Annotated in this window: 26 protein-coding genes and 1 tRNA gene; 4 read left to right on the top strand and 23 right to left on the bottom strand. The window is 54.3% G+C overall.

The genetic code is table 11. The annotated features are described in order from the left end of the window. Positions 1-117 precede the first annotated feature (117 nt). The 19 genes from H7U36_RS06165 to ylxM all read right to left on the bottom strand — a co-directional run bounded on the left by H7U36_RS06165 (position 118) and on the right by ylxM (position 15662). A tRNA-Thr gene (locus H7U36_RS06165) sits at positions 118-190 on the bottom strand. Between the two features lie 107 nt (positions 191-297). Further along, positions 298-1548, bottom strand: coding sequence for a metallophosphoesterase (locus H7U36_RS06160; protein ID WP_138303292.1), 1251 nt, complete (start codon positions 1546-1548; stop codon positions 298-300). Beyond that, the gene (locus tag H7U36_RS06155; protein ID WP_205155797.1) at positions 1509-3350 is read right to left on the bottom strand and encodes a DUF975 family protein; all 1842 of its coding nucleotides are present in this window, start codon (positions 3348-3350) and stop codon (positions 1509-1511) included. Before H7U36_RS06155 ends, H7U36_RS06160 begins: the two co-directional genes overlap by 40 nt. A 58-nt stretch (positions 3351-3408) precedes the next feature. Continuing rightward, the gene (locus tag H7U36_RS06150) at positions 3409-4281 is read right to left on the bottom strand and encodes a mechanosensitive ion channel family protein (RefSeq protein WP_052083989.1); all 873 of its coding nucleotides are present in this window, start codon (positions 4279-4281) and stop codon (positions 3409-3411) included. A 45-nt stretch (positions 4282-4326) separates the two neighbouring features. Further along, positions 4327-5175, bottom strand: coding sequence for a peptidoglycan editing factor PgeF (gene pgeF / locus H7U36_RS06145; protein WP_205155796.1), 849 nt, complete (start codon positions 5173-5175; stop codon positions 4327-4329). 4 nt (positions 5176-5179) lie between these two features. Next, positions 5180-5566, bottom strand: a complete 387-nt coding sequence (locus tag H7U36_RS06140) for a YraN family protein (protein WP_033125431.1) — start codon at positions 5564-5566, stop codon at positions 5180-5182. A 58-nt stretch (positions 5567-5624) separates the two neighbouring features. Next, positions 5625-6287: a ribonuclease HII gene (locus H7U36_RS06135; RefSeq protein WP_191428005.1), complete on the bottom strand. Its 663-nt coding sequence runs from the start codon at positions 6285-6287 to the stop codon at positions 5625-5627. Continuing rightward, positions 6280-6843, bottom strand: coding sequence for a signal peptidase I (lepB, locus tag H7U36_RS06130; RefSeq protein ID WP_033125429.1), 564 nt, complete (start codon positions 6841-6843; stop codon positions 6280-6282). The genes H7U36_RS06135 and lepB (H7U36_RS06130) overlap by 8 nt, the downstream gene beginning before the upstream one ends. Before the next feature lie 44 nt (positions 6844-6887). After that, complete coding sequence (gene ylqF, locus H7U36_RS06125) at positions 6888-7736, bottom strand: ribosome biogenesis GTPase YlqF (RefSeq protein WP_033125428.1); 849 nt, start codon at positions 7734-7736, stop codon at positions 6888-6890. A gap of 62 nt (positions 7737-7798) precedes the next feature. Further along, positions 7799-8383 (bottom strand): signal peptidase I, encoded by a 585-nt coding sequence (gene lepB, locus H7U36_RS06120; RefSeq protein WP_033125427.1) that lies wholly within the window; start codon positions 8381-8383, stop codon positions 7799-7801. 81 nt (positions 8384-8464) lie between these two features. After that, positions 8465-8812 carry a 50S ribosomal protein L19 gene (gene rplS, locus H7U36_RS06115; RefSeq protein WP_033125426.1) on the bottom strand — a complete coding sequence of 116 codons (348 nt, stop codon included), beginning with the start codon at positions 8810-8812 and terminating at the stop codon, positions 8465-8467. A 165-nt stretch (positions 8813-8977) separates the two neighbouring features. Beyond that, complete coding sequence (locus tag H7U36_RS06110; protein WP_033125425.1) at positions 8978-10381, bottom strand: YfcC family protein; 1404 nt, start codon at positions 10379-10381, stop codon at positions 8978-8980. Positions 10382-10458: 77 nt separating this feature from the next. Continuing rightward, positions 10459-11691 (bottom strand): M20 metallopeptidase family protein, encoded by a 1233-nt coding sequence (locus tag H7U36_RS06105; RefSeq protein WP_033125424.1) that lies wholly within the window; start codon positions 11689-11691, stop codon positions 10459-10461. A 259-nt stretch (positions 11692-11950) separates the two neighbouring features. Beyond that, positions 11951-12769 (bottom strand): tRNA (guanosine(37)-N1)-methyltransferase TrmD, encoded by an 819-nt coding sequence (gene trmD, locus H7U36_RS06100; RefSeq protein WP_033125581.1) that lies wholly within the window; start codon positions 12767-12769, stop codon positions 11951-11953. Then, positions 12769-13281, bottom strand: a complete 513-nt coding sequence (gene rimM / locus H7U36_RS06095; RefSeq protein ID WP_138303288.1) for a ribosome maturation factor RimM — start codon at positions 13279-13281, stop codon at positions 12769-12771. Before rimM ends, trmD begins: the two co-directional genes overlap by 1 nt. Before the next feature lie 84 nt (positions 13282-13365). Next, positions 13366-13596: a KH domain-containing protein gene (locus H7U36_RS06090; protein WP_033125422.1), complete on the bottom strand. Its 231-nt coding sequence runs from the start codon at positions 13594-13596 to the stop codon at positions 13366-13368. Between the two features lie 18 nt (positions 13597-13614). Beyond that, a complete protein-coding gene (gene rpsP, locus H7U36_RS06085) occupies positions 13615-13860 on the bottom strand; it encodes a 30S ribosomal protein S16 (RefSeq protein ID WP_033125421.1) in 246 nt (81 codons plus the stop codon). A gap of 63 nt (positions 13861-13923) precedes the next feature. Then, complete coding sequence (gene ffh / locus H7U36_RS06080) at positions 13924-15285, bottom strand: signal recognition particle protein (RefSeq protein ID WP_191493243.1); 1362 nt, start codon at positions 15283-15285, stop codon at positions 13924-13926. Positions 15286-15317: 32 nt separating this feature from the next. Next, positions 15318-15662 carry a YlxM family DNA-binding protein gene (gene ylxM / locus H7U36_RS06075; RefSeq protein WP_033125419.1) on the bottom strand — a complete coding sequence of 115 codons (345 nt, stop codon included), beginning with the start codon at positions 15660-15662 and terminating at the stop codon, positions 15318-15320. Positions 15663-15803: 141 nt separating this feature from the next. Between ylxM and H7U36_RS06070 the strand changes: the two genes are divergently transcribed. From H7U36_RS06070 to H7U36_RS06060, 3 genes are all read left to right on the top strand, one after another. Further along, a complete protein-coding gene (locus tag H7U36_RS06070; RefSeq protein ID WP_033125417.1) occupies positions 15804-16043 on the top strand; it encodes a hypothetical protein in 240 nt (79 codons plus the stop codon). A 125-nt stretch (positions 16044-16168) separates the two neighbouring features. After that, entirely contained in the window at positions 16169-16729 is a 561-nt protein-coding gene (locus H7U36_RS06065) for a hypothetical protein (protein ID WP_205155795.1), read from the top strand. Then, positions 16716-16973: a hypothetical protein gene (locus H7U36_RS06060; protein ID WP_243426702.1), complete on the top strand. Its 258-nt coding sequence runs from the start codon at positions 16716-16718 to the stop codon at positions 16971-16973. Before H7U36_RS06065 ends, H7U36_RS06060 begins: the two co-directional genes overlap by 14 nt. 80 nt (positions 16974-17053) lie before the next feature. On the opposite strand, the gene H7U36_RS06055 is transcribed toward H7U36_RS06060, so the two are convergent. Further along, the gene (locus H7U36_RS06055; protein WP_033125415.1) at positions 17054-17518 is read right to left on the bottom strand and encodes an acyl-CoA thioesterase; all 465 of its coding nucleotides are present in this window, start codon (positions 17516-17518) and stop codon (positions 17054-17056) included. 119 nt (positions 17519-17637) lie between these two features. Between H7U36_RS06055 and truA the strand changes: the two genes are divergently transcribed. Further along, positions 17638-18375 carry a tRNA pseudouridine(38-40) synthase TruA gene (gene truA, locus H7U36_RS06050; protein WP_033125414.1) on the top strand — a complete coding sequence of 246 codons (738 nt, stop codon included), beginning with the start codon at positions 17638-17640 and terminating at the stop codon, positions 18373-18375. Between the two features lie 66 nt (positions 18376-18441). On the opposite strand, the gene H7U36_RS06045 is transcribed toward truA, so the two are convergent. From H7U36_RS06045 to H7U36_RS06035, 3 genes are read right to left on the bottom strand one after another with little or no spacing between them, the layout of a single operon-like run. Beyond that, positions 18442-19812 carry a YjiH family protein gene (locus H7U36_RS06045; RefSeq protein WP_033125413.1) on the bottom strand — a complete coding sequence of 457 codons (1371 nt, stop codon included), beginning with the start codon at positions 19810-19812 and terminating at the stop codon, positions 18442-18444. Next, positions 19812-20891, bottom strand: coding sequence for an iron-containing alcohol dehydrogenase family protein (locus tag H7U36_RS06040; RefSeq protein ID WP_205155794.1), 1080 nt, complete (start codon positions 20889-20891; stop codon positions 19812-19814). The genes H7U36_RS06045 and H7U36_RS06040 overlap by 1 nt, the downstream gene beginning before the upstream one ends. Further along, entirely contained in the window at positions 20891-22066 is a 1176-nt protein-coding gene (locus H7U36_RS06035) for a pyridoxal phosphate-dependent aminotransferase (protein ID WP_191493248.1), read from the bottom strand. The genes H7U36_RS06040 and H7U36_RS06035 overlap by 1 nt, the downstream gene beginning before the upstream one ends. Between the last annotated feature and the right edge of the window lie 65 nt (positions 22067-22131).

Here is a 22131-nt window from a genome sequence, read left to right as displayed (position 1 = left end):
ATTAGCTGCACCCTTCCCACTGCCGGGCGGGTCAGGGACTTTCACCCGTTAGAACGTGTGCCCGCCGGGCACACAAACGAAAAGGAGGAGCCCAAAAGGTTCCTCCTTCTCTATAAAAGCCGGAAATCAGACTCGAACTGACGACCCCTTCATTACGAGTGAAGTGCTCTACCGACTGAGCTATTCCGGCTTAGCAGCTTTTTGCGAAAGCCACAACTAATATTATATCGTATTTCCGCCGAAATGCAAGAAGTTTTTTCACTATTTTCCGCACAAATTCTCTTTTCCGCGGTTCCTCTACTCCCCCTCAAAACGGATATCCACCACGCAGATCTCCGCCTTTGTCCCCACCCGCATATTGGGGCCAAAGAGCCCCGCGCCGGAGGTGACGATGCTGTGCATCTGATCCTTCTTCAGATAGCCGCAGGGATTTTCCCACAGAAACTTCATGACAATGTTGCCGGGAAACATCTGTCCATCGTGGGTGTGCCCGCCCAGATCCACATCAACACCTGCGTCCGCCAGCTCCTGGAGCTCCTTTGGCTCGTGATCCAGCACAAGGACGGGCTTAGTCAGATCCATGTCAGCCGTGATCTCCTCCGGCGTCTTCCGGACTGTGATCCCTCTCCCCGGCTTCCCAGCGTCCGCCCTGCCAAAGAGATAGAAGCTGTCGTCGATGAGCACGCCCTCATCCTGGAGAAGAGTGATACCCGCCTTCTCAAGAAAATCATCCATCCTGGGATCGCTCTCTTTTTTCCCGCCCTTGCCGCCAAAGGTAAAGCCGGCCAGTATCTTCTCCTGTATATCGTGGTTCCCGTAGCAGGCGTAGACGCCGTACCTGGAGGAGATGCCGCCGAGGATCTCCGCCAGCCTGTCCGGGTCATCCAGGGCCTCGTACTCATTGTCAAAGATATCCCCTGCAATGACCACCAGGTCGGGATTTTCCCGGTTGATCTTCTCCACCATGTCCTCCATCTGCCTGCAGCCGATATTGTAGCCCAGATGCAGGTCCGCTGTCAGCACCACCTTCAGCTCCTCCAGCTCTCCTGCCCTCTTGTCTACAGACACCTGGTAGTCCGTGGTGTGGATGATCCTGGCGTTCACTGCGCCCCACACAGACAGAGCCGCAATGAGGAGAAGGGCCGCGCCTCCCGCGGCCACCCGCCTTCCCCGGTCCGGGGCCAGGGCCGAGGCATGCGCTTTTCCTTCCATATTCTCTTCCGCCGGCTGCTTTCCTCTCCTCCGGCGGCGCCCCGCAAGCCAGGCAAAGAGACGGATCAGCTCCACTGCAGCCAGCACAAGGACTGTGTACAAAAGCACGCCCAGCCAGTAGTTGCCCACGGACTTAAAGAACCGCTGGGCACCTCCTGCCGGCAGGAGAAATCCCACCAGCAGGGAGGTGGCAAAGAACAGATACACAATACCTGCGCCAATGCGCGCCGGCAGCCTTTTAAAGCCGCCGCAGCACGCTGTGAGCCACTGTATCAGCCTCCAGAAAATATAAGCATTTACAAGTATGTATAGGGGGGATAAATATACTGCGAGCACGCTGCTTTCTCCTCATAATCTGTAATTCCTTTTCCGCTGTTTGGATACTGAGCCGAGTAGATATTGTCTACCGCAAACCCTGTCAGAAGCATCAGGCACAGGGGGATCAGGATCCAGGAGCGTATGCGCTGGATCTGGTTGTCAAGCAGAGGCGCCAGCATGTATACGATAGCTATGCCTCCTATGCCGAACACGAGCAGTCCCTCCGCGCAGATCCTCCCGTTCAGGTTCAGAAAATATCCACTGTAATCCCACCATCTCTCCCCGTCGTGAAGAATCTCGAGGACGAGGGAGGTCGTATACTCCACACAGCCACAGAGGACGACAATGCCGACGAACTCCAGCACCGGGCGTTTTCTCAGCCTGTTGAGCAGCATCAAAATCAGCACGCCGCCGGCTCCGTAGATGGGAAGCCAGGGCCCGTGTAGCACACCTCTGTTGACAAATTCGCCGTCCGTCACCAGATGGAGGCTGACCTCCCAGGTCCACCCGATCACGGAGAAGATAAAGAACAGAAGGATAATGGACCAGATGGAATAATGCCTGAGATAATGGATCGTCTCGATCCTCTTTCTCTTCTCCACCTCCGGGACTGCGGAAAGCCTGCTGGGATACGCCTTCCTGTCCACGGCATCCTTCAAAAGCTCCATCTTTACCAGACGGGCCTGCATCTGCTCGTACTCTTTTTCCTTCTTTGAGTTGGTGAGCAGCACGCCCAGGTAATCCGCGAAAAATTTCCTCACGCCGGACAGCTTCAGGACATCTTTTGGCCCCCGGAGCAGTGCGGAGATGACATCCTCGTAAGCAAGATAGATCAGCTCGTCTTCCGGCATCTCATACAGATAGGTGTCATTCAGAAGCTCACTGCCCTTCATATGAGCCTTCTTTGCCTCTGCCCGAATGTCGGCGTAATACTCACTGAAGGCAGCAGCCCTGTAGGGATTGGAATACAGCACCTCTGTAAGTCCCAGTGTAACAACGCCCAAAAGAAGCCAGGGGAAAAAGGACACTTCAAACACAAAGCACTCCCACTTGCGCCCCTTCATCAGCCTGCGGGACAGATTGATGGCCTCTCTGGGAGAGATATCCGGATTTTCCGCAGCGATGTAGGGGACGAGATAATAGGAAAAATATTTGATGACTCCTCCCACGATGGTCAGGCTCCAGAGCATCTGGTACAGAGAGACAAGGAACATGGTACAGCTCACCTTAGTCCATTTCTTCACCCGCAGAAGAAACAGCATCCGCTGAAAAGGAACCTTCTCGTAAATACGCCCCTCCAGAAATACTCTCCTTGAGATCACCTTGAATATATTTACAAAGAAAAACCACATGGAGAAAAGGACGGCCGTCCCCAGAAGGATAAGGATCAATATGGCAAGATTTTCTGAGCCTGTCAGGGAATGGAGAGCTGCCAGCATACTGACCACGATAGAGCCCGATGTCACATTGTTCACAAGGCCGGCGAGTACACCTCTTGTTCTCCCCAAGGCCGGGTTTCCGCTTTTGGACTCTTCAATCTCCTCCGCCTTGATCTCCTCGGACAAGGTCCTGCCATCCTCCTCGTCCCCCTCCAGAAGATCGAACATCACGTCCGCAAAGCCCTCGTTAATCCCTGACGGGCTCTCCAGGCGGGTCTCTGTCTCGTAATAGCCCGCAGACGGCGTTACGTCCAGCGCATCCAGGGAGGAGGCAAACTCCGATCCTGTATAGGCTGCGATCAGGCAGATCGCCACATACATGATATAATGTCTTTTCAAGGCTCTTCTGGCCCTTCGCTTCATCTCTTTTCTCGTTGGCATCTTCTTCCCCCTCTTCTTTTGCGGCCTCTTCGTCAGCGATTTTCAGCGGCCATCTCTTTTACTCCTTCCCGGCGCTGTGCACAGTGATCTGGGTGTAGGGGATATTGATTCCCTCCTCGTCAAAGGTCAGCTTAATGTCCTCCAGCAGCTTCCACCTTACAGGCCAGTAATCTTCCATCCTGGTCCAGGCCCGGATCCCAAGGACCACGCTGCTCGTGCCAAGGGAGTCCACAAAGACGGACGTCTCCATGTCCCTCAGTATACCGGGCGTACTTTTCAGCATGTCCTCCAGTATCCCCTTTGCTTTCCGCAGATCTGACTCATAGGAAATGTCGATCCGCAGGTCAAGCTGCCGCTCATCCTTGGCGGTCACGTTGGTAAGACTGTTGTTGGTCAGCATCCCGTTGGGGATCACAATGGTCTTGTTGTCCACCGTGGTCAGTTTTGTGTGGAACAGCTGGATCTCCTTGACAGTCCCCTCATTTTTATTGTTGTCCTCTATAATATAGTCACCCACAGCAAAGGGCTTCAGTGTCAGGATCAGAACCCCGCCCGCAAAGTTGGAGATCACATCCTGCAGCGCCAGGCTGACGGCTACACCGGCGGCTGCCAGGATCGCCGTGATGGAGGAAAGGTTGACTCCAAAGCTGGTCACCACAAGGATGACCAGCACTGTATACAGGCCGTACTTGATGATGGAGTCCGTAAACTGACTCACTCCCGTGTCCGCGTTGGAGCGGGCAAAGGCCTTTGCCGTCAGCCTGCGGACAGCCCCTATGATATATTTCCCGACAATGAGCAAAATGACCGCAAAGAGGATCTTGAACCCAAATCCGATCATATCCGGGATATGGTCCTCTATAAACTGAAGCAGCAAATTGACATTCTCCACTGTCTCCTGGGTTGTCTCAGCTATCTCGTCTGTATTCACAGATATTTTCCTCCTTATGATGTAAACAGGTCTACTTCTTCAGATCTATTCCTTCAGAGCCAGAAACGCGCTCAGGTTTCCTCTGTTCCAGCCGGTCACTCTGTGGGAAAACAGAAGACCGGGATTACAGCAGGTGCAAAGGTTGGTCACGGCAATGTGCTCCGGCAGAAGGCCTGCCCTCAGAAGATTGAGCTCATTGGCCCTCCAGAGGTCAAGCTGGTATTTGCCCTTCTTCCTCTGCTCCTCCTTCTGGTAAAACAGCTCTTCCCACTCCTCTGCTGGATAACTCTCCCTGAACTGGCTGACCACATCCTCGCTGACCTCGTAGCAGTCCTGACAGATGGAGGGGCCTACGGCGGCAAGGATATCCTCCGGCCGGCTCCCGAACACCTCCCCCATCATTCCCACGGTCACGCCGGCCATGTCGCCGACAGTCCCTCTCCAGCCGGAGTGGGAAAGCCCCACGGCTTTTCTGACCGGATCCACAAAATAGAGGGGGACACAGTCCGCATAGAAGGTGACCAGGCACAGCCCCGGTGTCCGGGTGATCATGCCGTCCGTCTCCGGCAGGCTTTTCCCCGCGTCCTCCCCGGTAACAAGAGCCACATTGGTTGTGTGGGTCTGGCAGGTGTAGACCATCTTCTCCGGGTCCACACCGACGGCGGAGGCGATCCTCCTTCGGTTCTCCTCCACAGCCGCCGGGTCGTCTCCTCTGTGGGTGCTGATATTCATGGAAGCGCAGCCGCCCTGGCTGACTCCCCCCAGCCTGGTGGAAAATCCCTGGTTCACGATCCCCGTCTGCTCCAGAAGAGGAAAGGAGAGATAGGGGACACCGTCCTTTTCCCTCTCGTCAAATATGTGCCTCTCATCTTTGTATTTTAACCCAATTCCCATGTCTTCACTCCTCATAGTCAAAGGCGCCCTTGATCAGCGTAATCCTCTCCGACGCGCCGTCAATGCCCACCACATCAAAGCGGCAGGAGGCGCCTGTCAGATGATGCTCCATCAGATAAAAGAGGGCGCACCTTGAGATGGTCCTCTGCTTTCCGGGCGTCACGGCCTCGACAGCCCAGCCCTTGCCTGCTGTCTTCCTGTATTTCACCTCGCAGAAGACAAGAAAAGAGCCGTCCCGGGCCACGATGTCGATCTCTCCCGCCCGGCATCTGTAATTGTACTGCAGGATCTCATAGCCCTGCCTTTCCAGGTAGGCTCCCGCCTTCCTCTCATAGACCGCTCCGGTCTGCCTTCTGTTGTCCTGCTTCTGTCCTGATATCTGTCCTGTCATCCGCCTTCTGCCGGCATGCCTGCTCCCATATTGTCCTCACGTCAGCTTTGTGTCTCCGTCACTGCACGAAGTGCTGGATAAATGTCCTCCTGTGTATGGGTGTGGGGCCGAGAGCCTTCAGCGCCTCAATGTGGCTCTTCGTGCCATACCCCTTGTTGGAGGCAAAGTCATACTCCGGAAAAACCTGATCGTACTCCCGCATCAGCCTGTCCCTGGTGACCTTGGCGATGATGCTGGCCGCCGCGATGGAGACGCTCTTGGCATCTCCCTTGACGATAGGCACCTGCTGAATGTCTATTCCCGGTATGGTGACTGCGTCGTTCAACAGAATATCCGGCCGCATCTCCAGTTGCCCCACTGCCAGGCGCATGGCCTCGTAGGTCGCCTGGAGGATATTGATCTCATCGATCCGCTCCGGTCCCACAATCCCCACGCCCACGGCCAGGGCCCGCTCCATGATCTCATCGTAGAGCAGCTCACGCTTTTTCTCTGACAGCTTCTTGGAGTCATTTACATACAAAATCTGCTCATCCTTCGGAAGGATGACAGCTCCCGCCACCACCGGGCCTGCCAGAGGGCCACGGCCGGCCTCGTCGATGCCGCAGATGGCGCCGCAGGCAGCATACTCCCTCTCGTACACGCTCATGGCCTCCAGCCGGGCCAGCTCCTTTTTCAGCCTCTCTTCCTGTCTTCTCTTCTTTTCTTCTTCCCGTTTATTCATGCCTGATAAATCCTATCTTGTCAAATGGATAGATGCGCACCCAGGCCCGGCCCAAAAGGTCGCTCCTTTTGAGCACCCCAACGCTGGGGTCACGGCTGTCAGAGCTGTGGTTCCGGTTATCTCCCAGCACAAAGTACTCGTCATCTCCCAGAGTGATGGGCTGATCCGCAAGCTGTCCGCTCTCCATAGGCTCCGCCCCGTAGATATCGCTCTCCAGCAGCTCCCCGTTGATATAGACATAGCCGCCGATGACCTGGATCGTCTCGCCGGGCATGCCGATGATCCTCTTGATATAGTAGGTATCCTCCTCGTATTTATACGGGAATACAATGATATCGTATCTCTGAGGATCACGGAACCGGTAGGAGATCTTATCCACGATCAGATTGTCGCCGTTGCTCAGGGTGGGCTCCATGGACTGTCCGCTGACCATGGTCCTCTGTCCCACATAGGTGATGATCAGATAGCTCAGCCCTATAATGATCAGTATATATACAAGCCATCCCAGGAGCTCCCGGAATATGCCGTGTTCTTTCTCTCGTCTGCGTCTTGCCATTTTCTATTCATCCTGCCTTCTTTTTACTATCAAATAAAATTCTATCATATCTGATCCGGATATTCCAGTGTCAGCCTGCCCAGCCTGCCGTCCCGAAAATCATCCAGGAGCAGGGCGGACGCCTTCTCCAGATCCAGCTCGTTCCCCCGCACAAGGCAATGGCGGCTCCTTGCTATCCCCTCCAGGACAGCATAGGCCTCCCCCTCCTCGCTGGTCTCGTACTTCTCCGCCAGGACGCCGGGGTAATGCCGCTGCATGAACTTCACAAACTCCGCGGCAAGCTCTGTTCTCTGCAGGAGCTCATCCTTGATAGAACCGATAAAGGCCAGCTTCATTCCCACAGACTGATCCTCGAACTTCGGCCAGAGGATACCCGGGGTATCCAGAAGCTCCACATTCCTGTTGAGCCGTATCCACTGCTTTCCCTTTGTCACGCCGGGCTTGTTTCCCGTCTTGGCGCAGGCCTTCCCGGCCAGGGCGTTGATAAAGGTGGATTTGCCCACATTGGGAATGCCCACCACCATGGCGCGCACCGGCCTGTTCAGGATTCCTCTCTTCCGGTCTCTCTCGATCTTCTCCTTGCAGGCCTCCTGGATGACAGCGTGGATGCTCTTTACCCCGCCTCCCTTTTTGGAGTTGACCTTGACACAGGAAAAGCCCTTTGCCTGGAAATACTCCATCCAGGCGTCATTCCACTTTTCCTCCGCAAGATCCGCCTTGTTCAGAAGGATCAGTCTGGCTTTGTTCTTCCCCAGATCGTCGATATCCGGGTTCCGGCTGCTCACCGGGATCCGGGCGTCTGTCAGCTCGATCACCAGATCGATCAGCTTTATATTTTCCTGCATCATCCGCTTGGCCTTTGTCATATGGCCGGGATACCACTGAAAATGCATGTGTTTCCTCCTTATTAATTAAAAACAATGATTGAAAACGTGTGCTCTGAAAAACCGTGTCCTCAGGAGCGCACAAACCCAAAATTCTCCCAGGGCGAGATGACAAACCAGGCCTTTCCATATATATAGGAACGCTTCACATTGCCCACATCTGCCATGCGGCTGTCCTCGCTGTTCTCCCGGTCGTCTCCCAGTACAAAGAACTCATTTCCCTCCAGCTCGATCTCCTCCGCCGCAATGCCGGGATCCGTGATCTCGCTGACTCCGTAGTCCTCCTCAAGCTTCTCTCCGTCAATGTAGATCTCGCCCTCCAGGATCTGCACCTTCTCGCCGGGGAGCCCAATGATCCGCTTGATATAGTAGTGGGAATTCTCATTTCCCTTTGGCTTAAAGACAATAATGTCTCCCCTTTTGGGCGCTGTGGCATCATATACGATCCGGTTTACAAGCGCTATGTCCCCGTTGTTCAGGATCGGGTTCATGGAATCTCCCACCACGGCCACTCTCTGCCCGAAATACCACACGAAGACAAAGGCAAACAGGCACACAATGGCAATCTTGCCCGCCCACACAGCCACCGGCCTGAGCATCTCTATGCGAAATTTATTTCTTCTGCGCCGTCTTCTTCTGAATTTTAATCCTCTCATAATTCTTTTCCTGTCAGAATTCCCTGTATAGCATAAAAGGGACAAGATACTGTATGTATTTGTCCCTTCCTCTTTGTTTTCTTATTTTACTAATTCTTTTACCTTGGCTGCTTTTCCTACGCGGTCTCTTAAGTAGTTCAGTTTTGCGCGTCTCACTTTACCTCTGCGGACAACCTCAACCTTCTCTACGTTAGGAGAATGGAGCGGCCATGTCTTCTCAACACCTACTCCGTTGGAATTCTTTCTCACAGTAAATGTTGCTCTTGTGCTTCCACCCTGTTTTTTCAGGACTGTTCCCTCAAAAACCTGGATTCTTTCACGGTTTCCCTCTTTGATCTTTCCGTAAACCTTTACGGTGTCGCCTACTCTGAACTCAGGCGCGTTCTCTTTGAGCTGCTCAGCTTCAATGTTCTTAATGATATCGTTCATTGTGTGACCTCCTTGTTATTCGGACGTTCTTAATACATTTCTCTATTCCCGCCTCAGCGCGGAAGCGTATCAGAGGACCATCTCTATCTTCTCACAACGCATTTTATCATAGCATATGCACAGAAGAATTGCAAGGAAAATTTCCGCTGTTTCACACTCTTTTACTCAGAACGGGCCGTAGCCGATACCGTAGGCGATCATAATCAGGATAAAGGCGCTCACAATAAACGACAGATAAATCTTCCAGCAGAACCTGATCCAGGAGCCGTAGTCCACGCCGCACATGGACAGCTGGACAAGGGAGCTCCCCGGCCAGAAGCTGTTGGTGATGCCATCGCCGTACTGGTAGGTGAGCACAAGCACCTGCTGGTTGATGTGCAGGATCTTTCCAAGGGGCTGAAGGATCGGCATGATGATGACCGCCTTTCCGCTTCCCGATACGACCAGGAAGTTAAACAGGGTCACAAACACAAATACGATCAGCAGCGCCAGGATCGCGCTCTTGTTCTGCAGGAATTCCGCCATGGCGTGCACGATGGTGTCCATAATGCAGGCCTGGTTCATGAGCACGACTACAGACTGGGCCAGGCCCACGGCGAAGGCCGCCGCGAAGACTCTGGTAGCTCCTTTGCAGAAGAGCTGGCAGGCCTCGCTTGGGCTGAACCGGAAGATGGCAGTCAGCACAATGCCGAACATCACATACAGGGCCGCAATCTGGGCAAAGGACCATCCCAGCCTGATGCAGCCGTAGCCCTGAATGACAATGACAATAAGAAATGCCAGAAGTCCAAGCACTCTCCTGCCCGTCATCTCCTCTGTGTGGGCCACCTGCTCTTCCGCCTTCTGATTCATGTACTCTTCACTCACAATGCTTTTTGCCGGATCCTTCCGTATTTTCCGGCAGTAATTGTAGAGTCCCACAAGGCCGATCAGATAAAATACCGCCAGGCCCACCGCCCGGTAGCCGATTCCGGAAAACATGGGAAGTCCTACGATCTGCTGGGAGACACCGGTGGTAAACATGTTCATGAGCCCGGAGGTAAATCCCACTGTGCTCCCCACGATGGCCAGCCCGGTGCCTACGATCCTGTCATATCCCAGGGCAAACCCGATGCTCACTGCCAGCGGGTAAAAGGGGTAGGCGGCCTCCCCGTAGCCCAGGACGCCGAAAATGACAAAGATCGTGTAGAAAATCCATACAACAGAGAATTCCCTGCCCTTTGTCCGTTTCAGGATAGCGCCGATCCCGGCTCCGAAGGCTCCGCTGACCTCCAGAAGATAGATCACGCCGGAGCTGATGAACAGAGTACCCATGATAGTGGCTCCGTTGACAAAGCCGTTGTACACCGCCTCAAAATAGTTCATAAATGTGATGGGATTTTCATTTTCCACGTACTGGAATGTGTCCGGATCCACCACTGATATGCCCGTTGCCTCGTCTGTGATCCGCTCGTAGCTTCCGCTTGGGATGATGTAGGACAGCGCCACCACGAACAACATGATGAGCAGCAGGATGATAAATACATGGGGCATATGGAACCCTTTGCTCCTGGATGTTTTCTTGTCCATTTTCTTCACTCTCTTTCTCTTTATGATGATACTTCTCTATGATGATATTCGCTTTTTACGCCCTGGAGGCCGGCTTTCTACCCCTGCAGGTCCAGCCATGAGATGGCTGTGTAGGCGTGAAGGGCAGCTCCCAGAGGGAGCACATCCTCGTCCAGCACCATGTGGGGATTGTGTAGGGGCGCGTTTCCCGGCTGTCCGGCCCCGATAAAGGCGAACATGCCCGGCACCTCCTTTGTAATGTATCCAAAGTCCTCCGTCCCGGTCATGGGCGGGATCTGACTGACATTCTCTCTTCCAAGGATCTCCTCCGCGAAGGGGACAAGCTCCCTGCACAGCTTCTCGTCGCTGTAGGTGCAGGGCGTATGGAACACAGTCATGTCATAGTCCCCTCTCCAGGCCTTCACATAGTGATCAATGAGCTCCGGGATGCGCTTTGTCAGATGCTCTGCCGCCTGTACATCCAGGGTCCGCACGCCGATGTGAAGCTCTGCCTCGTCGGGGATGATGTTGACGGCTGTTCCTCCCTTCGCCACGCCGCAGGTCAGGGCCACTGTAGCCGCCGGATCTGCCTCCCTTGTGGCCAGTAGATTGACAGCCTGGTAGATCTGGTTCATGATCATCAGCGGGTCAATACACAGCTGTGGCTGGGAGCTGTGTCCGCCGCTGCCCTTGATCTTCACGATAAAGGTGTCCAGGGAAGCGGAGTTGACGCCCACCGCATACCCCAGCTCTCCGGTCTTAGTGACAGACTGGACGTGAATGCCAAAGGCGGCGTCGACCTTCGGATTTTCCAGAAGGCCGTTCTCCACCAGGACTCTTGCCCCGGCTCCTGTCTCCTCGCCGGGCTGGAATACCAGCTTGACCGTGCCTTTTAAAGAGTCCTCCCTCTCCTTCAGGATCTGGGCCGCCCCCAGGAGCATGGCAACGTGGCTGTCGTGGCCGCACATGTGCCCCCAGCCGTTCTCAGACTTAAAATCCAGATCATTGTCCTCCCGTATGGGGAGGGCATCCATGTCCGCCCGCAGCAGAATACAGGGGCTTCCGTGTCCGATGACAGCTGTGATCCCCACTGCTCTCTCCATCCGGGGAAATCCCGCCTCCACAAAATCCTTTGTCACCTTCTCCGGGAGATCCCCGCCACAGTTCTTCCACGGTATTCCCATCTCGTCCAGACGTCTCCTGATGTAGTCCGCTGTCCCTGGCAGATCCATCCCGATCTCCGGTATCTGATGGAGATGCCTCCTGTCTGCTGTGATCTGCCCGCGAAGCTCCTCTGCTCTCTTTTTAATCTCGGCCGCTGTTGTGCCCATGATCCTCTCTCACCCGTCTTTCCTGAGATCAATGACGTAAGCGTAACAGCGCCGGATGTCCATAAAAAAAGAAAAGAGTCCCTCTGGCGGAACTCTTCGAACCGACAACTGCCCATAACACTCCATTGCGCATTGTCTCAATATGATGTAATAGTTGTTTAAATTATATAATTGCAATTATAATAGCATTTTCCACTGCCTTTCGCAACTATTTTTCGGAATTTTCCCGCAATTGCTTAGATTTTCCTCAAGTGTTCCCTTAAGCTCTCTCATCTCCAGAAATCTCTTTCTTCTCCAGGATCCCCTCCGCCAGCCGTCTCTCCGCTTCCGTCAGCTCCGCCTTCGCAAGGAGATCCGGACGCCTCATAGCCGTGCGGATGACAGACTGCTCCCGCCGCCACTTCTCGATATTGGCGTGGTGTCCGGACAGAAGGATGGGAGGCACCTGCTTGTCATGCCACACCTCCGGGCGGGAATACTGGGGATACTCCAGGAGATTGTCCTGGAAGCTCTCGAATTCCGCGGACACGTCATTGTGGAGGACTCCCGGCACAAGGCGGGAGATAGTGTCCACCATGACCATGGCGGGCAGCTCCCCGCCGGTGAGCACGTAATCCCCGATGGAGACGTAGTCTGTCACGATCTCCTCCAGCACCCTCTCATCGATGCCCTCATAGTGGCCGCAGAGGAGCACCAGGTCCTCCTCCCTGGCCAGCTCCTGGGCCATCTCCTGGTTGAAGGTCTGCCCCTGGGGGGAGAGATAGATGACCCTTGTCTTTGCGCCGCCCTGCGCAGCGCAGGGCCGGCCGTCCTGGCCTCCTTCGCTTTCCGCCCTGCGCCTCTCGATCTGTTCCTCAATGGCCCTGTAGGCCAGGTACACCGGCTCCGCCTGCATCAGCATGCCGGCGCCTCCGCCGTAGGGATAGTCGTCCACGCTGTTGTGTTTGTTGAAGGCATAGTCCCGGATGTTGACAGCCTCTATGGAGAGAAGGCCGTTTGCGATGGCCCGGCCTGTAATGCTGGTGCCAAGGCCGGACATCACCATGTCCGGGAAAAGCGTCATAATATGAAAGTGCATCATGGCAGAAGTCCCTCCATCAGATGAATGTACATCTCATTTTTTTCTGTGTCAACGCTGAGGATGCACTGGCGGATAGCCGGGATGAGAACCTCCCCGTGGCAGTCAGAGTCGATGATGTACACATCGTTGGCCCCGGTCTCCAGCACGTCCTTAAGAACGCCGAAGTGCTCCGCCGGCTCGTCGGTGTAGACGTCCATGCCGATCATATCGCCGATATAGTACTCGTCCTCCCCCAGGGGAGAGGCGTCCTCCCTGTCGATCATGAGACTTTTTCCCTTGTATTTTTCTATGTCGTTTATGTTATCGATCCCCTTGAATTTCAGGATGGCGAACTGTTTGAAAAATTTCACATGTTCGATCTCCAGAGGGATCTGTTCTTTTCCGGTGTCAAGATATACTTTTTTCAGCTCTCTGAAATACTGTGCGTCGTCTGTGGTGGGGAACACCTTCACCTCGCCCCGGATACCGTGGGTGGAGGTGATGACACCTGCCTGCAGTTGTTTTTCCATCTTTATTCTCCTTGTAAAGAAAAGCGTGTCCCGGAAGATCCCGACATACTGTCTCTTTGTCCCTTCCTGGACCCGCTCTTTTTCTTAGCCAGCGATATCTACTACCACTTTCTTATCTTCTTTTGAGGCTGCTGCTTTCACGACAGCGCGGATTGCCTTGGCGATACGCCCCTGCTTGCCGATGACTTTACCCATATCTGAGTCAGCCACTTTCACTTCCACAACGGTTGTACGGCCTTCTTCCTTCTCTGTCACAACAACGCTCTCGGGATCATCTACAAGTGCCTTGACGATGACTTCCACTAGTTCCTTCATACTGCGCACCTCCCGGAATTATTTTTCAATGCCTGCTGCCTTGAAAATCTTTCCTACTACCTCTGTAGGCTGTGCGCCATTGTTCAGCCATCTCTTTGCGGCCTCCTCGTCTACCTTGAAGACGCTGGGATCCTGATTCGGATCGTAAGTGCCGATTTCCTCGATGAACCTGCCATCTCTTGGGGATCTGGAGTCAGCTACAACAATTCTATAGAAAGGAGCCTTCTTCTGTCCCATTCTCTTTAATCTGATCTTTACTGCCATTTTGTTTCACCTCCACATATTTATTAATCTATATGGCACATGCGCTGTCCGCGCACATGCTGGTTAAAAAGGTAATCTGAATTTTCCCTTTTTACCACCTTTTCCAATCATCTTCATCATCTTCTTCATCTCGTTAAACTGCTTGACCATGCGGTTCACCTCGCTGATGTCCACACCCGCGCCTTTTGCGATGCGGTGCTTCCTTGAAGGATTCAGAAGATCCGGATCCCGGCGCTCTGCCGGGGTCATGGAATAGATCATGGCCTCCATCCGCGCCATCTTTTTCTCGGCCTCCTCGGCCTGGCTGTCATCTAACTGCATGCCCTTTTTCCCTCCAAGGCCGCCCATGGCGCCCATGCCGGGAAGCATGCTCATGATACCGGAGAGCCCGCCCATCTTTTTCATCTGCTTCGTGCTCTCCAGGAAGTCGTCGAAATCGAACTGGTTCTTTTTCATCTTGCGGGTCATCTCTTTGGCCTTCTCCTCGTCGATCTCAGCGCCCGCCTTCTCGATGAGGGTCAGCACGTCACCCATGCCAAGGATACGGGAGGCCATGCGGTCCGGATAGAACTGCTCCAGATCTGACAGCTTCTCTCCCATACCTACGTAGAGGATCGGCTTGCCGGTCACTGCCTTGACGGACAGGGCCGCACCGCCTCTCGTGTCGCCGTCCAGCTTTGTGACGATGACACCGTCGATGCCGATCTTCTGGTTGAATTCCTCCGCCACATTCACCGCGTCCTGTCCGGTCATGGCGTCAATCACCAGGATCGTCTGGTGTACCTCCACAGTTTCCTTGATCTCCTGGAGCTCTGCCATCATGTCCTCATCAATGTGAAGACGGCCCGCCGTATCCAGGATCACAAGATTGTTGCCATTCTTGCGGGCGTGCTCCAAAGCCGCCCGGGCGATATCCGCCGGTCTGTGGCTGTCACCCATGGAAAAAACTTCCACTCCCTGCTTCTCCCCGTTCACCTGGAGCTGTTTGATCGCTGCCGGGCGGTATACGTCACAGGCCACAAGAAGGGGCTTTTTCCCTTTTAATTTATATTTTCCCGCCAGCTTTGCGGTGGTGGTTGTCTTACCTGCACCCTGAAGGCCTGCCATCATAATGACTGTGATGGCACTTCCGGGCTGGAGCTTGATCTCTGTGGTCTCAGATCCCATGAGAGCGATGAGCTCCTCGTTGACAATCTTGATGACCATCTGCCCCGGGTTCAGTCCGTTCATCACATCCTGCCCGATGGCTCTCTCCTGCACGTTCTTAATGAAGCCTTTCACGACCTTGAAGTTGACATCAGCGGCCAGGAGAGCCCGCTTGATCTCCTTCATCGCCTCTTTGACATCGTCCTCTGTCAGCCGTCCCTTGCTCCGCAGGTTCCTGAACACATTCTGAAGTTTTTCTGTCAGACTGTCAAAAGCCATTCTCCAACTCCTCTTTGCTGCTCTATTACAAACTACAATTCGTCTATGATCTCTCTTGCTATCTCTCTGATCTCCCGGGCCAGCTGGCTGTTGTCCTCCGGATCATACCGGTCAAGCACCTGGCCTATCCGGTGTACCTTCTCCCTGACGGCAAGGAATTTCTCCACCAGATGAAGCTTGTCTTCATACCCCTGGAGCGTCCTGTCGCAGCGCTTTACCAGATCGTGGACTCCCTGTCTGCTGATCCCCGCCGCCTGGGCGATCTCGCCAAGGGACAGATCCTCCAGCACGGACTGCTCGTAGATCTCTTTCTGGTGACTGGTCAGAAGCTCTCCGTAAAAATCATATAGCAATGTCTGCTTAAAAAAATCATCCATCTCAAATCACCTGTGTTATCATATACCAAAGCTTTTCCGCTGTCAAGCATTTTTTCTTGACACTCTCTAAAATTTCTTTTTCACACATCCTGGAGCAAAGCATATGATGTACTGTAAACAAAATATGTTGGAGGCAATCAAATGAGCGATTTATCATCGAACTGCGGATGCGGATGTGACTCCGGTGTACGTTCCGGCTGTGGATGCGGAAGTGGATTTGGAGGAAACAGCTGTCTGTGGATCATCCTTCTTCTGTGCTGCTGCGGCGGCTTCGGACGGGGTGGCGGCGACTACGGATGTGGCTGCGGAAACGACAGCTGCCTGTGGATCATCCTTCTCCTGTGCTGCTGCGGCGGTTTCGGAGGAAACGGCTGCTGCTAACAGCAAATGATACGGCTGCGCCCGATGGATATGTGCGTCTGTCGGGTGCAGCCTCCTTTTGCGCTGTCATATTTATCCCTTTTCATCCATATATATAGTTACAACGCTTCAGACAGGTGGGCTGTATGGATAAACGGACGCCTCTTCCCATGACTCCCTTTGACACTCTCACATCCTCCGGGGAACTGCAGATGCTGAAGCTCCTGCTGCCCTATACCCCTCCTGCCGCGCAGAGGATGCTCGCCTTTTTCATCCGGTTCACAGAGCTTCAGAATACGATCCGCTACTTCGGCATTTTCTCCCGGGGTCCGGAGCGGAAGGAGTTCCAGAGCACGCCTCCCTCCTTCACGGAGATGCTGGAGGAGCTGAAGCCCTATATGGGGGAAAATGAAGGAGCCGTGGACAGTATCCTCTCCGCCATGAGTATGATGGAGATGATGAAGGACATGGATCTGTCCGGCATGGGTTTCCCGGACATGTCAGGGGCGGATCCGGGGGGCACGGGAGATATCCTGAATATGATGAACCTTTTCCAGGGCACGCCCCGGAAGGACGATGTCCGGGAGGATGGCGGACGGGAAGACAGATGCCGCGAGGGCACAGAAGAGGGCAGCGATGATAACAGAAAAGGAGTGAACGACAATGGCACAGGATTGGATGAATCACCCGGCGATGGAACATATTGACCCTGTCAAGCTGGAGCTCATCAAAACAGCGGCGGCGCAGACCTCCGGAAAGAGCGGAAACACGCTGGCGGCCGCCATGATGGCACTCATCTCCTCCGCAAACAGGAAGGGGATCCGCTTCTCCCCCGAGGAGACCTCCCTCATTCTTGAAATTTTAAAGGAGGGCCGCTCCGACGAGGAGAAGAAACAGATCGACAGCATGGTCACTCTTGTCATGTCTCAGATAAACCGCCGAAAAAAATAAGGCCGGCGTCTGAGAGGTTTTGCCCCTCTGCCGGCACAGACATATAAATATAAATGATCAATATGGGACGGGAATGTGGGTTACAGCCTATAGTGCTTCCGCATCTCCCGCCTTTTTTCCGCGTTCTTCCACTCTTCCTTCTCTTCCTCTGTCTCCAGCTCCAGGCGGGGCACTCTGGTCGGATGGTCATTTTCGTCCAGAGCCACCATGGTGAAATAGGCTCTGTTGATCAGCGTCCTGTTCCGGTCCAGATCCTCCACGCAGGAATCCACCTTCACCTCCATGGATGTATTTCCCACGTAGGTCACCTTGCCGGTGATCACGATCACATCCTTCTGGTAGGCGCCCCGCAGAAAGCTTAAATTGTCCACGGAGGCAGTGATCACATTTTTCCTTGTGTGGCGCTTGGCCACAAGGCCTGCCAGCTCGTCCATCCACTGCATGAGCACGCCTCCGAAGAGACGCCCCGCCGCATTCAGATGGTTGGGCCGCACCATGTGCACTGTCTCTGAGATAGACTCTGATACTTTTCTGCTCTCTGTCATTTTGCAATCTCTCCTGTCTGTCATTTGTTTGTTCACTGGACAGTATATCAGATAATCTGCTATACTAAAACTGGTTTTAAATGTTTTTTGTGATTTCAGGTTATATGAGGAGGAAGACCATGCGCAATATCAAGCTTACTATAGAATATGACGGCAGCCGCTACCAGGGCTGGGTCCGTCTCGGAAAAAACGAGTCCACAAACACCATCTCCAACAAGATCCTGGAGGTCATCCGGAAGATGACAGGTGAGGATGTGGAGCTCTTCTGCGGAGCCCGCACGGAGGTAGGCGTCCACGCCTACGGCCAGACAGCCAGCTTCAAGACGAACACGGACATGAAGGACTATGAGATCCAGCACTATCTGAACCGGTATCTGCCCATGGATATCGCCATCATATCCGTGGAGGACATGCCCGAGCGCTTCCACGCCCAGCTGAACGCAAAGTCAAAGATCTTCATCTACCGGGCTACCATCAGCGATGTGCCCAGCGTGTTTGATTTCAAGTACACCTTCCACTGCTTCCGCCGGCCGGATATGGACGCCATGAAGGAGGCCGCGCAGCTTCTCCTCGGGAGGCACGACTTTAAAAATTTCTCCACCGTAAAGCACAACAAGTCCACGGAGAGGGAGATGTACCGGATCGACATCTACGACGACGGGGAGGAGATGCAGATTTCCATGCACGCCGACGATTTCCTGCACAACATGCAGCGGGCCATCGTGGGCACTCTCCTGGACATCGGACTTGGCACGAGAAAGCCGGAGGTCATCACCGCCATCTTTGCCGGAGAGCAGGCCGCCAGCGCCCCCTGCGATCCCAAGGGAATGTACCTGCAGGAGGTTCTCTACGAGTAAAAGAAGAAGACATCAGGAAAGGGAAGCCCCACGGCTTCCCTCTTTCTTTTCCTCACGTCTGGTTTTTCAGTATATAAGATTCGCAAACAGCACGATAAACGGTATGGCGATCAGCGTCCTCTCGAGGAAGATGGCAAAAAGCTTCCAGAAGCCCAGGGGCACCTCGCTCTTGATGACCACGGTTCCCACCTCGGTCAGGTAAATGATCTGCACAAGGGACAGGACGCCGATGATAAATTTTGTCTTTACCGCCACCTCGGTTCCCGCAATGAGCAGAGCCGGAATAAACATATCCGTGAAGCCCACCAGCGTTGCCGGCGCCACAGCAAAGGCATCCTCCACTCCAAAGAGCTGCAGATACAGGCCCATAGGATAGGAAATCCAGTCAAAGAAGGGCGTGTAGGTGGCGATAGCCAGGGCGATGACACCCCAGGAGGCCACAATAGGGATCAGATCGAACAGCGTTCCCATCATAACCTCCAGCCCGCTTGTCAGCACAGTGTCCAGATGGAATTCTCCCGCTCTCTTGCAGCTTGACTCCAGGGCAAATCTCCATATTCCCTTCTCCTCCGGCCGATCCTCGGCCACCTGCCGTCCCGTCACCTCCCGATAGGTGTCCGGTATGGTGCGGATAGGCGGGATGCGCACGATGATCACTGCCAGGATGATGCCGATGAGGCAGATACACAGATAAAAGACGGGAAAAATGGAATCCAGCCCGATGGTATTTGCCACCATAAGGCAGAAGGGAACGGACACAAGGGAGAAGTTGGTCATGATATAGCCGGCTTCTCTTTTTGTGTAAAATCCCTTCATGTACTGCTCCCTCGTCAGGATGACAGCCGCATTGGCTGCCCCGAACCAGGAGGCGATCAGGTCCACGGACGCCCGCCCCGGCACATGGAACAGGGGGCGCACCACAGGCCGGGCGATCACCCCGAGGAACTCCATGATCCCGCAGTCTGTGAGGAAGGGGAGCACAAAGCTGAAGGCGATCAGGATGCAGAACAAGGTCCCGCAGAGGTCTATGATGGTTCCGCCCGTGTCTGCTGAGACCACGATTTCCGGCCCCATTCCCGTCAGCACCATAACTCCAGCCACAGCCCCGATGATCTTGGACACCAGATAGAGGGGCGTGGTACAGAAGGCTTTGCTCAGATACCGGTTCTTCCGGATAAAATCCGGCTTTGCGAAAAAGTCATAGGTACTGAGCACCGCCGACACCACGAGGAGAGTCACCACGATATAGATGAGACTTCCCCCAAAGAGGGCCTGAAGCCACATTTTCACAAAGTCCAGGAGGGTGGTAAAGGAGGTCTCGTAGGGGATGGGCACCAGGAACATGAGCACGCCGAAGGCTGACCCAAAAATAAATTTTAACAGGTTTTTCTTATTAATATAGGTACTTTCCACTGTTTTTTCTACCGCGTTCTCCATTATCCTTCCAGCTCCTCCACTTCTCTCATAGCCTCAAAAATCATATCCTCCGTCACCGGGTAGGGAATGTGCTCCATGTCCGGGCCGGTCACTGTCTCCCTGAGGACATCCCGCAGATACTCTCTGTCCAGGGGCACCTCCATCTCCCGCAGGGTGGAGGGGATCCCCAGCTCTTTCATAAAGCCTTTCACCTCTCTCATTCTATCCCAGTCCTTGTCCACCGCAAGCTGCACAAGGACACCGTAGGCCACTACATCGCCGTGGAGGTACTTCTCCTCAAAGCCTGGAAGGAGCACGAGTCCGTAGTATACGGAGTGGGCGATGGCGCAGTTGTAGTCGTCCAGCACCATCAGGGACACCATCCCTGTGCTGACAATATTGGCCAGAACCGCCTGCTGCAGGGCAAAGGAGGGCTCATGCCGCCTGCAGTCCACCAAAGCCTGCACGCCATGCTCCAGAAGGGGGCCGTAGCACAGGTTGCTGATCTCCCGGCCCAGAGCGGAGCTGTGATCCAGATGGTCGCCCCTTGCCGCAAAGTGACATTCAAAGAATTTTCCCATGGTGTCGCCCATGCCAGCCCGCAGATACTCGCAAGGGGCATCCGCGATTATCCGGGTATTGATAAAGCAATGTCTTGCAGGCTTGTCGTAAAAGTAAAAGCTGTCAAAATTTCCGTCCTCCCGGTACACAACGGACAGGGCTGTGGTGGCCGCACAGGTGGCTGCAATCGTCGGGAAGGTGAAGACAGGAAGGCCCGCCCTCTCTGCAGCGCCCTTGGCCGTGTCCAGCGCCTTTCCTCCGCCCATGCCAAAGATCATATCAGCCCCCAGCTCCTTCGCCCGCTGTGCCCAGCGGTCAATGGTCCGGTAGGTACAGTCCGCCCCGAACTCCACAGACTCCAGAACGACAAGTCCGCTCCCCTCCAGGGCCTTGCCGAGAAGCCCTTCCGCGGCGTCCATGGCCCTCCTGCCGCCGATCAGGAAAATCCTCTTTCCAAAAGGGAGACACACCTGGGGCACCTGTCCGTAGGCATCCTCACCGATCGTATAATTTGCAAAAAATACTGAATAAGCTTTCATCATAACAACTCCTGTAATTTACTGAGACGGTTAATGGCTTCGTCTATGGTTTCTTTTTCCCTGGCAAAATGCAGCCGGATCAGATGGTTCACTTCCTCCTTGAAGAAGCTGGAGCCAGGCACAGCCGCCACACCGATATGTTTTATCATCCACTCGCAGAACTCCAGATCCGTATAGCCCGCAAATTTGGGCAGGTCCAGGAATTTCTGTATGTCGATCAGGACAAAATAGGTTCCCTGGGGGACATTGTGGGACAGGCCGATCCTGTCCAGCCCGGCCAGGAAATAATCCCTCTTCTGGGTGTAGAGCTCTTTCAGCTCCTCATAGTAGGAATCCGGGAAGTTCAGCCCCACCACAGCTGCCTCCTGGAGGGGAGCCGCCGCTCCCACGGTAAGGAAGTCGTGAACCTTCTTGGCCGCCTCCACCACCTCCGCAGGCCCGATGAGATAGCCCAGGCGCCATCCGGTGATGGAGTAGGTCTTGGACAGGGAGTTGCAGGTGATGGTGTGATCGTACATGCCCGGCAGGGAGGCCATGCAGGTGTGGCGGTATGGCTCATATACCATGTGCTCGTACACCTCGTCCGTCACCACAAAGGCGTCGTACTTTACGGCCAGCTCGCCGATGGCTGTCAGCTCTTCCCTGGAGAACACTTTCCCGCAGGGATTGGAGGGATTGCAGACAATGATGGCCTTTGCCCCCTCCTGAAAGCCCTTCTCCACAAGGGCAATGTCGAAGGTGTACTCCGGCGGCACCAGAGGGATGTAGATGGGATCTGCCCCTGATAAAATAGCGTCCGCCCCATAATTTTCATAGAAAGGCGAGAACACCATGACCTTGTCCCCCGGATTGCAGATGGTCATCATGGCGCACATCATAGCCTCCGTCCCCCCGCAGGTCACCACAATCTCCGTCTCCGGGTCAATGGTCCGGCCGATGGCCTTTCCCTGCTTTCTGGCCAGGGCCTGACGGAAATTCTCCGCCCCGAAGGTGATGGAATACTGATGGGGGCCTGCATAGGCCGCCCTGGCCAGGGCGGCCATGATCTCCTTTGGCGGATCGAAATCCGGAAATCCCTGGGATAAATTGATAGCTCCGTACTCATCGCTGATCCGGGTCATCCTGCGGATCACCGAATCGGTAAATGTGCCCACTCTCTCACTTAATTTTGGCATAATGCATCTTCTCCTCATCTATTTTAAATTGACTGACTTGTCTATCCCGCTTATAATAAAGTATA

The sequence above is a fragment of the Faecalicatena fissicatena genome (genome assembly GCF_016900595.1).
Classification (GTDB): Bacteria; Bacillota; Clostridia; order Lachnospirales; family Lachnospiraceae; genus Claveliimonas; species Claveliimonas intestinigallinarum.
This window is presented reverse-complemented; position numbering and strand designations above follow the sequence as displayed.

What these genes read in the sequence shown, in the direction of transcription:
- H7U36_RS06155 (WP_205155797.1), bottom strand. Translation starts at nt 3,350, where the DNA reads ATGCCAACGAGAAAAGAGATGAAGCGAAGGGCCAGAAGAGCCTTGAAA.
- pgeF (WP_205155796.1), bottom strand. Translation starts at nt 5,175, where the DNA reads ATGGGAATTGGGTTAAAATACAAAGATGAGAGGCACATATTTGACGAG.
- H7U36_RS06140 (WP_033125431.1), bottom strand. Translation starts at nt 5,566, where the DNA reads ATGACAGGACAGATATCAGGACAGAAGCAGGACAACAGAAGGCAGACC.
- H7U36_RS06135 (WP_191428005.1), bottom strand. Translation starts at nt 6,287, where the DNA reads ATGAATAAACGGGAAGAAGAAAAGAAGAGAAGACAGGAAGAGAGGCTG.
- lepB (WP_033125429.1), bottom strand. Translation starts at nt 6,843, where the DNA reads ATGGCAAGACGCAGACGAGAGAAAGAACACGGCATATTCCGGGAGCTC.
- ylqF (WP_033125428.1), bottom strand. Translation starts at nt 7,736, where the DNA reads ATGCATTTTCAGTGGTATCCCGGCCATATGACAAAGGCCAAGCGGATG.
- lepB (WP_033125427.1), bottom strand. Translation starts at nt 8,383, where the DNA reads ATGAGAGGATTAAAATTCAGAAGAAGACGGCGCAGAAGAAATAAATTT.
- rplS (WP_033125426.1), bottom strand. Translation starts at nt 8,812, where the DNA reads ATGAACGATATCATTAAGAACATTGAAGCTGAGCAGCTCAAAGAGAAC.
- H7U36_RS06110 (WP_033125425.1), bottom strand. Translation starts at nt 10,381, where the DNA reads ATGGACAAGAAAACATCCAGGAGCAAAGGGTTCCATATGCCCCATGTA.
- H7U36_RS06105 (WP_033125424.1), bottom strand. Translation starts at nt 11,691, where the DNA reads ATGGGCACAACAGCGGCCGAGATTAAAAAGAGAGCAGAGGAGCTTCGC.
- trmD (WP_033125581.1), bottom strand. Translation starts at nt 12,769, where the DNA reads ATGCACTTTCATATTATGACGCTTTTCCCGGACATGGTGATGTCCGGC.
- rimM (WP_138303288.1), bottom strand. Translation starts at nt 13,281, where the DNA reads ATGGAAAAACAACTGCAGGCAGGTGTCATCACCTCCACCCACGGTATC.
- H7U36_RS06090 (WP_033125422.1), bottom strand. Translation starts at nt 13,596, where the DNA reads ATGAAGGAACTAGTGGAAGTCATCGTCAAGGCACTTGTAGATGATCCC.
- rpsP (WP_033125421.1), bottom strand. Translation starts at nt 13,860, where the DNA reads ATGGCAGTAAAGATCAGATTAAAGAGAATGGGACAGAAGAAGGCTCCT.
- ffh (WP_191493243.1), bottom strand. Translation starts at nt 15,285, where the DNA reads ATGGCTTTTGACAGTCTGACAGAAAAACTTCAGAATGTGTTCAGGAAC.
- ylxM (WP_033125419.1), bottom strand. Translation starts at nt 15,662, where the DNA reads ATGGATGATTTTTTTAAGCAGACATTGCTATATGATTTTTACGGAGAG.
- H7U36_RS06070 (WP_033125417.1), top strand. Translation starts at nt 15,804, where the DNA reads ATGAGCGATTTATCATCGAACTGCGGATGCGGATGTGACTCCGGTGTA.
- H7U36_RS06065 (WP_205155795.1), top strand. Translation starts at nt 16,169, where the DNA reads ATGGATAAACGGACGCCTCTTCCCATGACTCCCTTTGACACTCTCACA.
- H7U36_RS06060 (WP_243426702.1), top strand. Translation starts at nt 16,716, where the DNA reads ATGGAACATATTGACCCTGTCAAGCTGGAGCTCATCAAAACAGCGGCG.
- H7U36_RS06055 (WP_033125415.1), bottom strand. Translation starts at nt 17,518, where the DNA reads ATGACAGAGAGCAGAAAAGTATCAGAGTCTATCTCAGAGACAGTGCAC.
- truA (WP_033125414.1), top strand. Translation starts at nt 17,638, where the DNA reads ATGCGCAATATCAAGCTTACTATAGAATATGACGGCAGCCGCTACCAG.
- H7U36_RS06045 (WP_033125413.1), bottom strand. Translation starts at nt 19,812, where the DNA reads ATGGAGAACGCGGTAGAAAAAACAGTGGAAAGTACCTATATTAATAAG.
- H7U36_RS06040 (WP_205155794.1), bottom strand. Translation starts at nt 20,891, where the DNA reads ATGAAAGCTTATTCAGTATTTTTTGCAAATTATACGATCGGTGAGGAT.
- H7U36_RS06035 (WP_191493248.1), bottom strand. Translation starts at nt 22,066, where the DNA reads ATGCCAAAATTAAGTGAGAGAGTGGGCACATTTACCGATTCGGTGATC.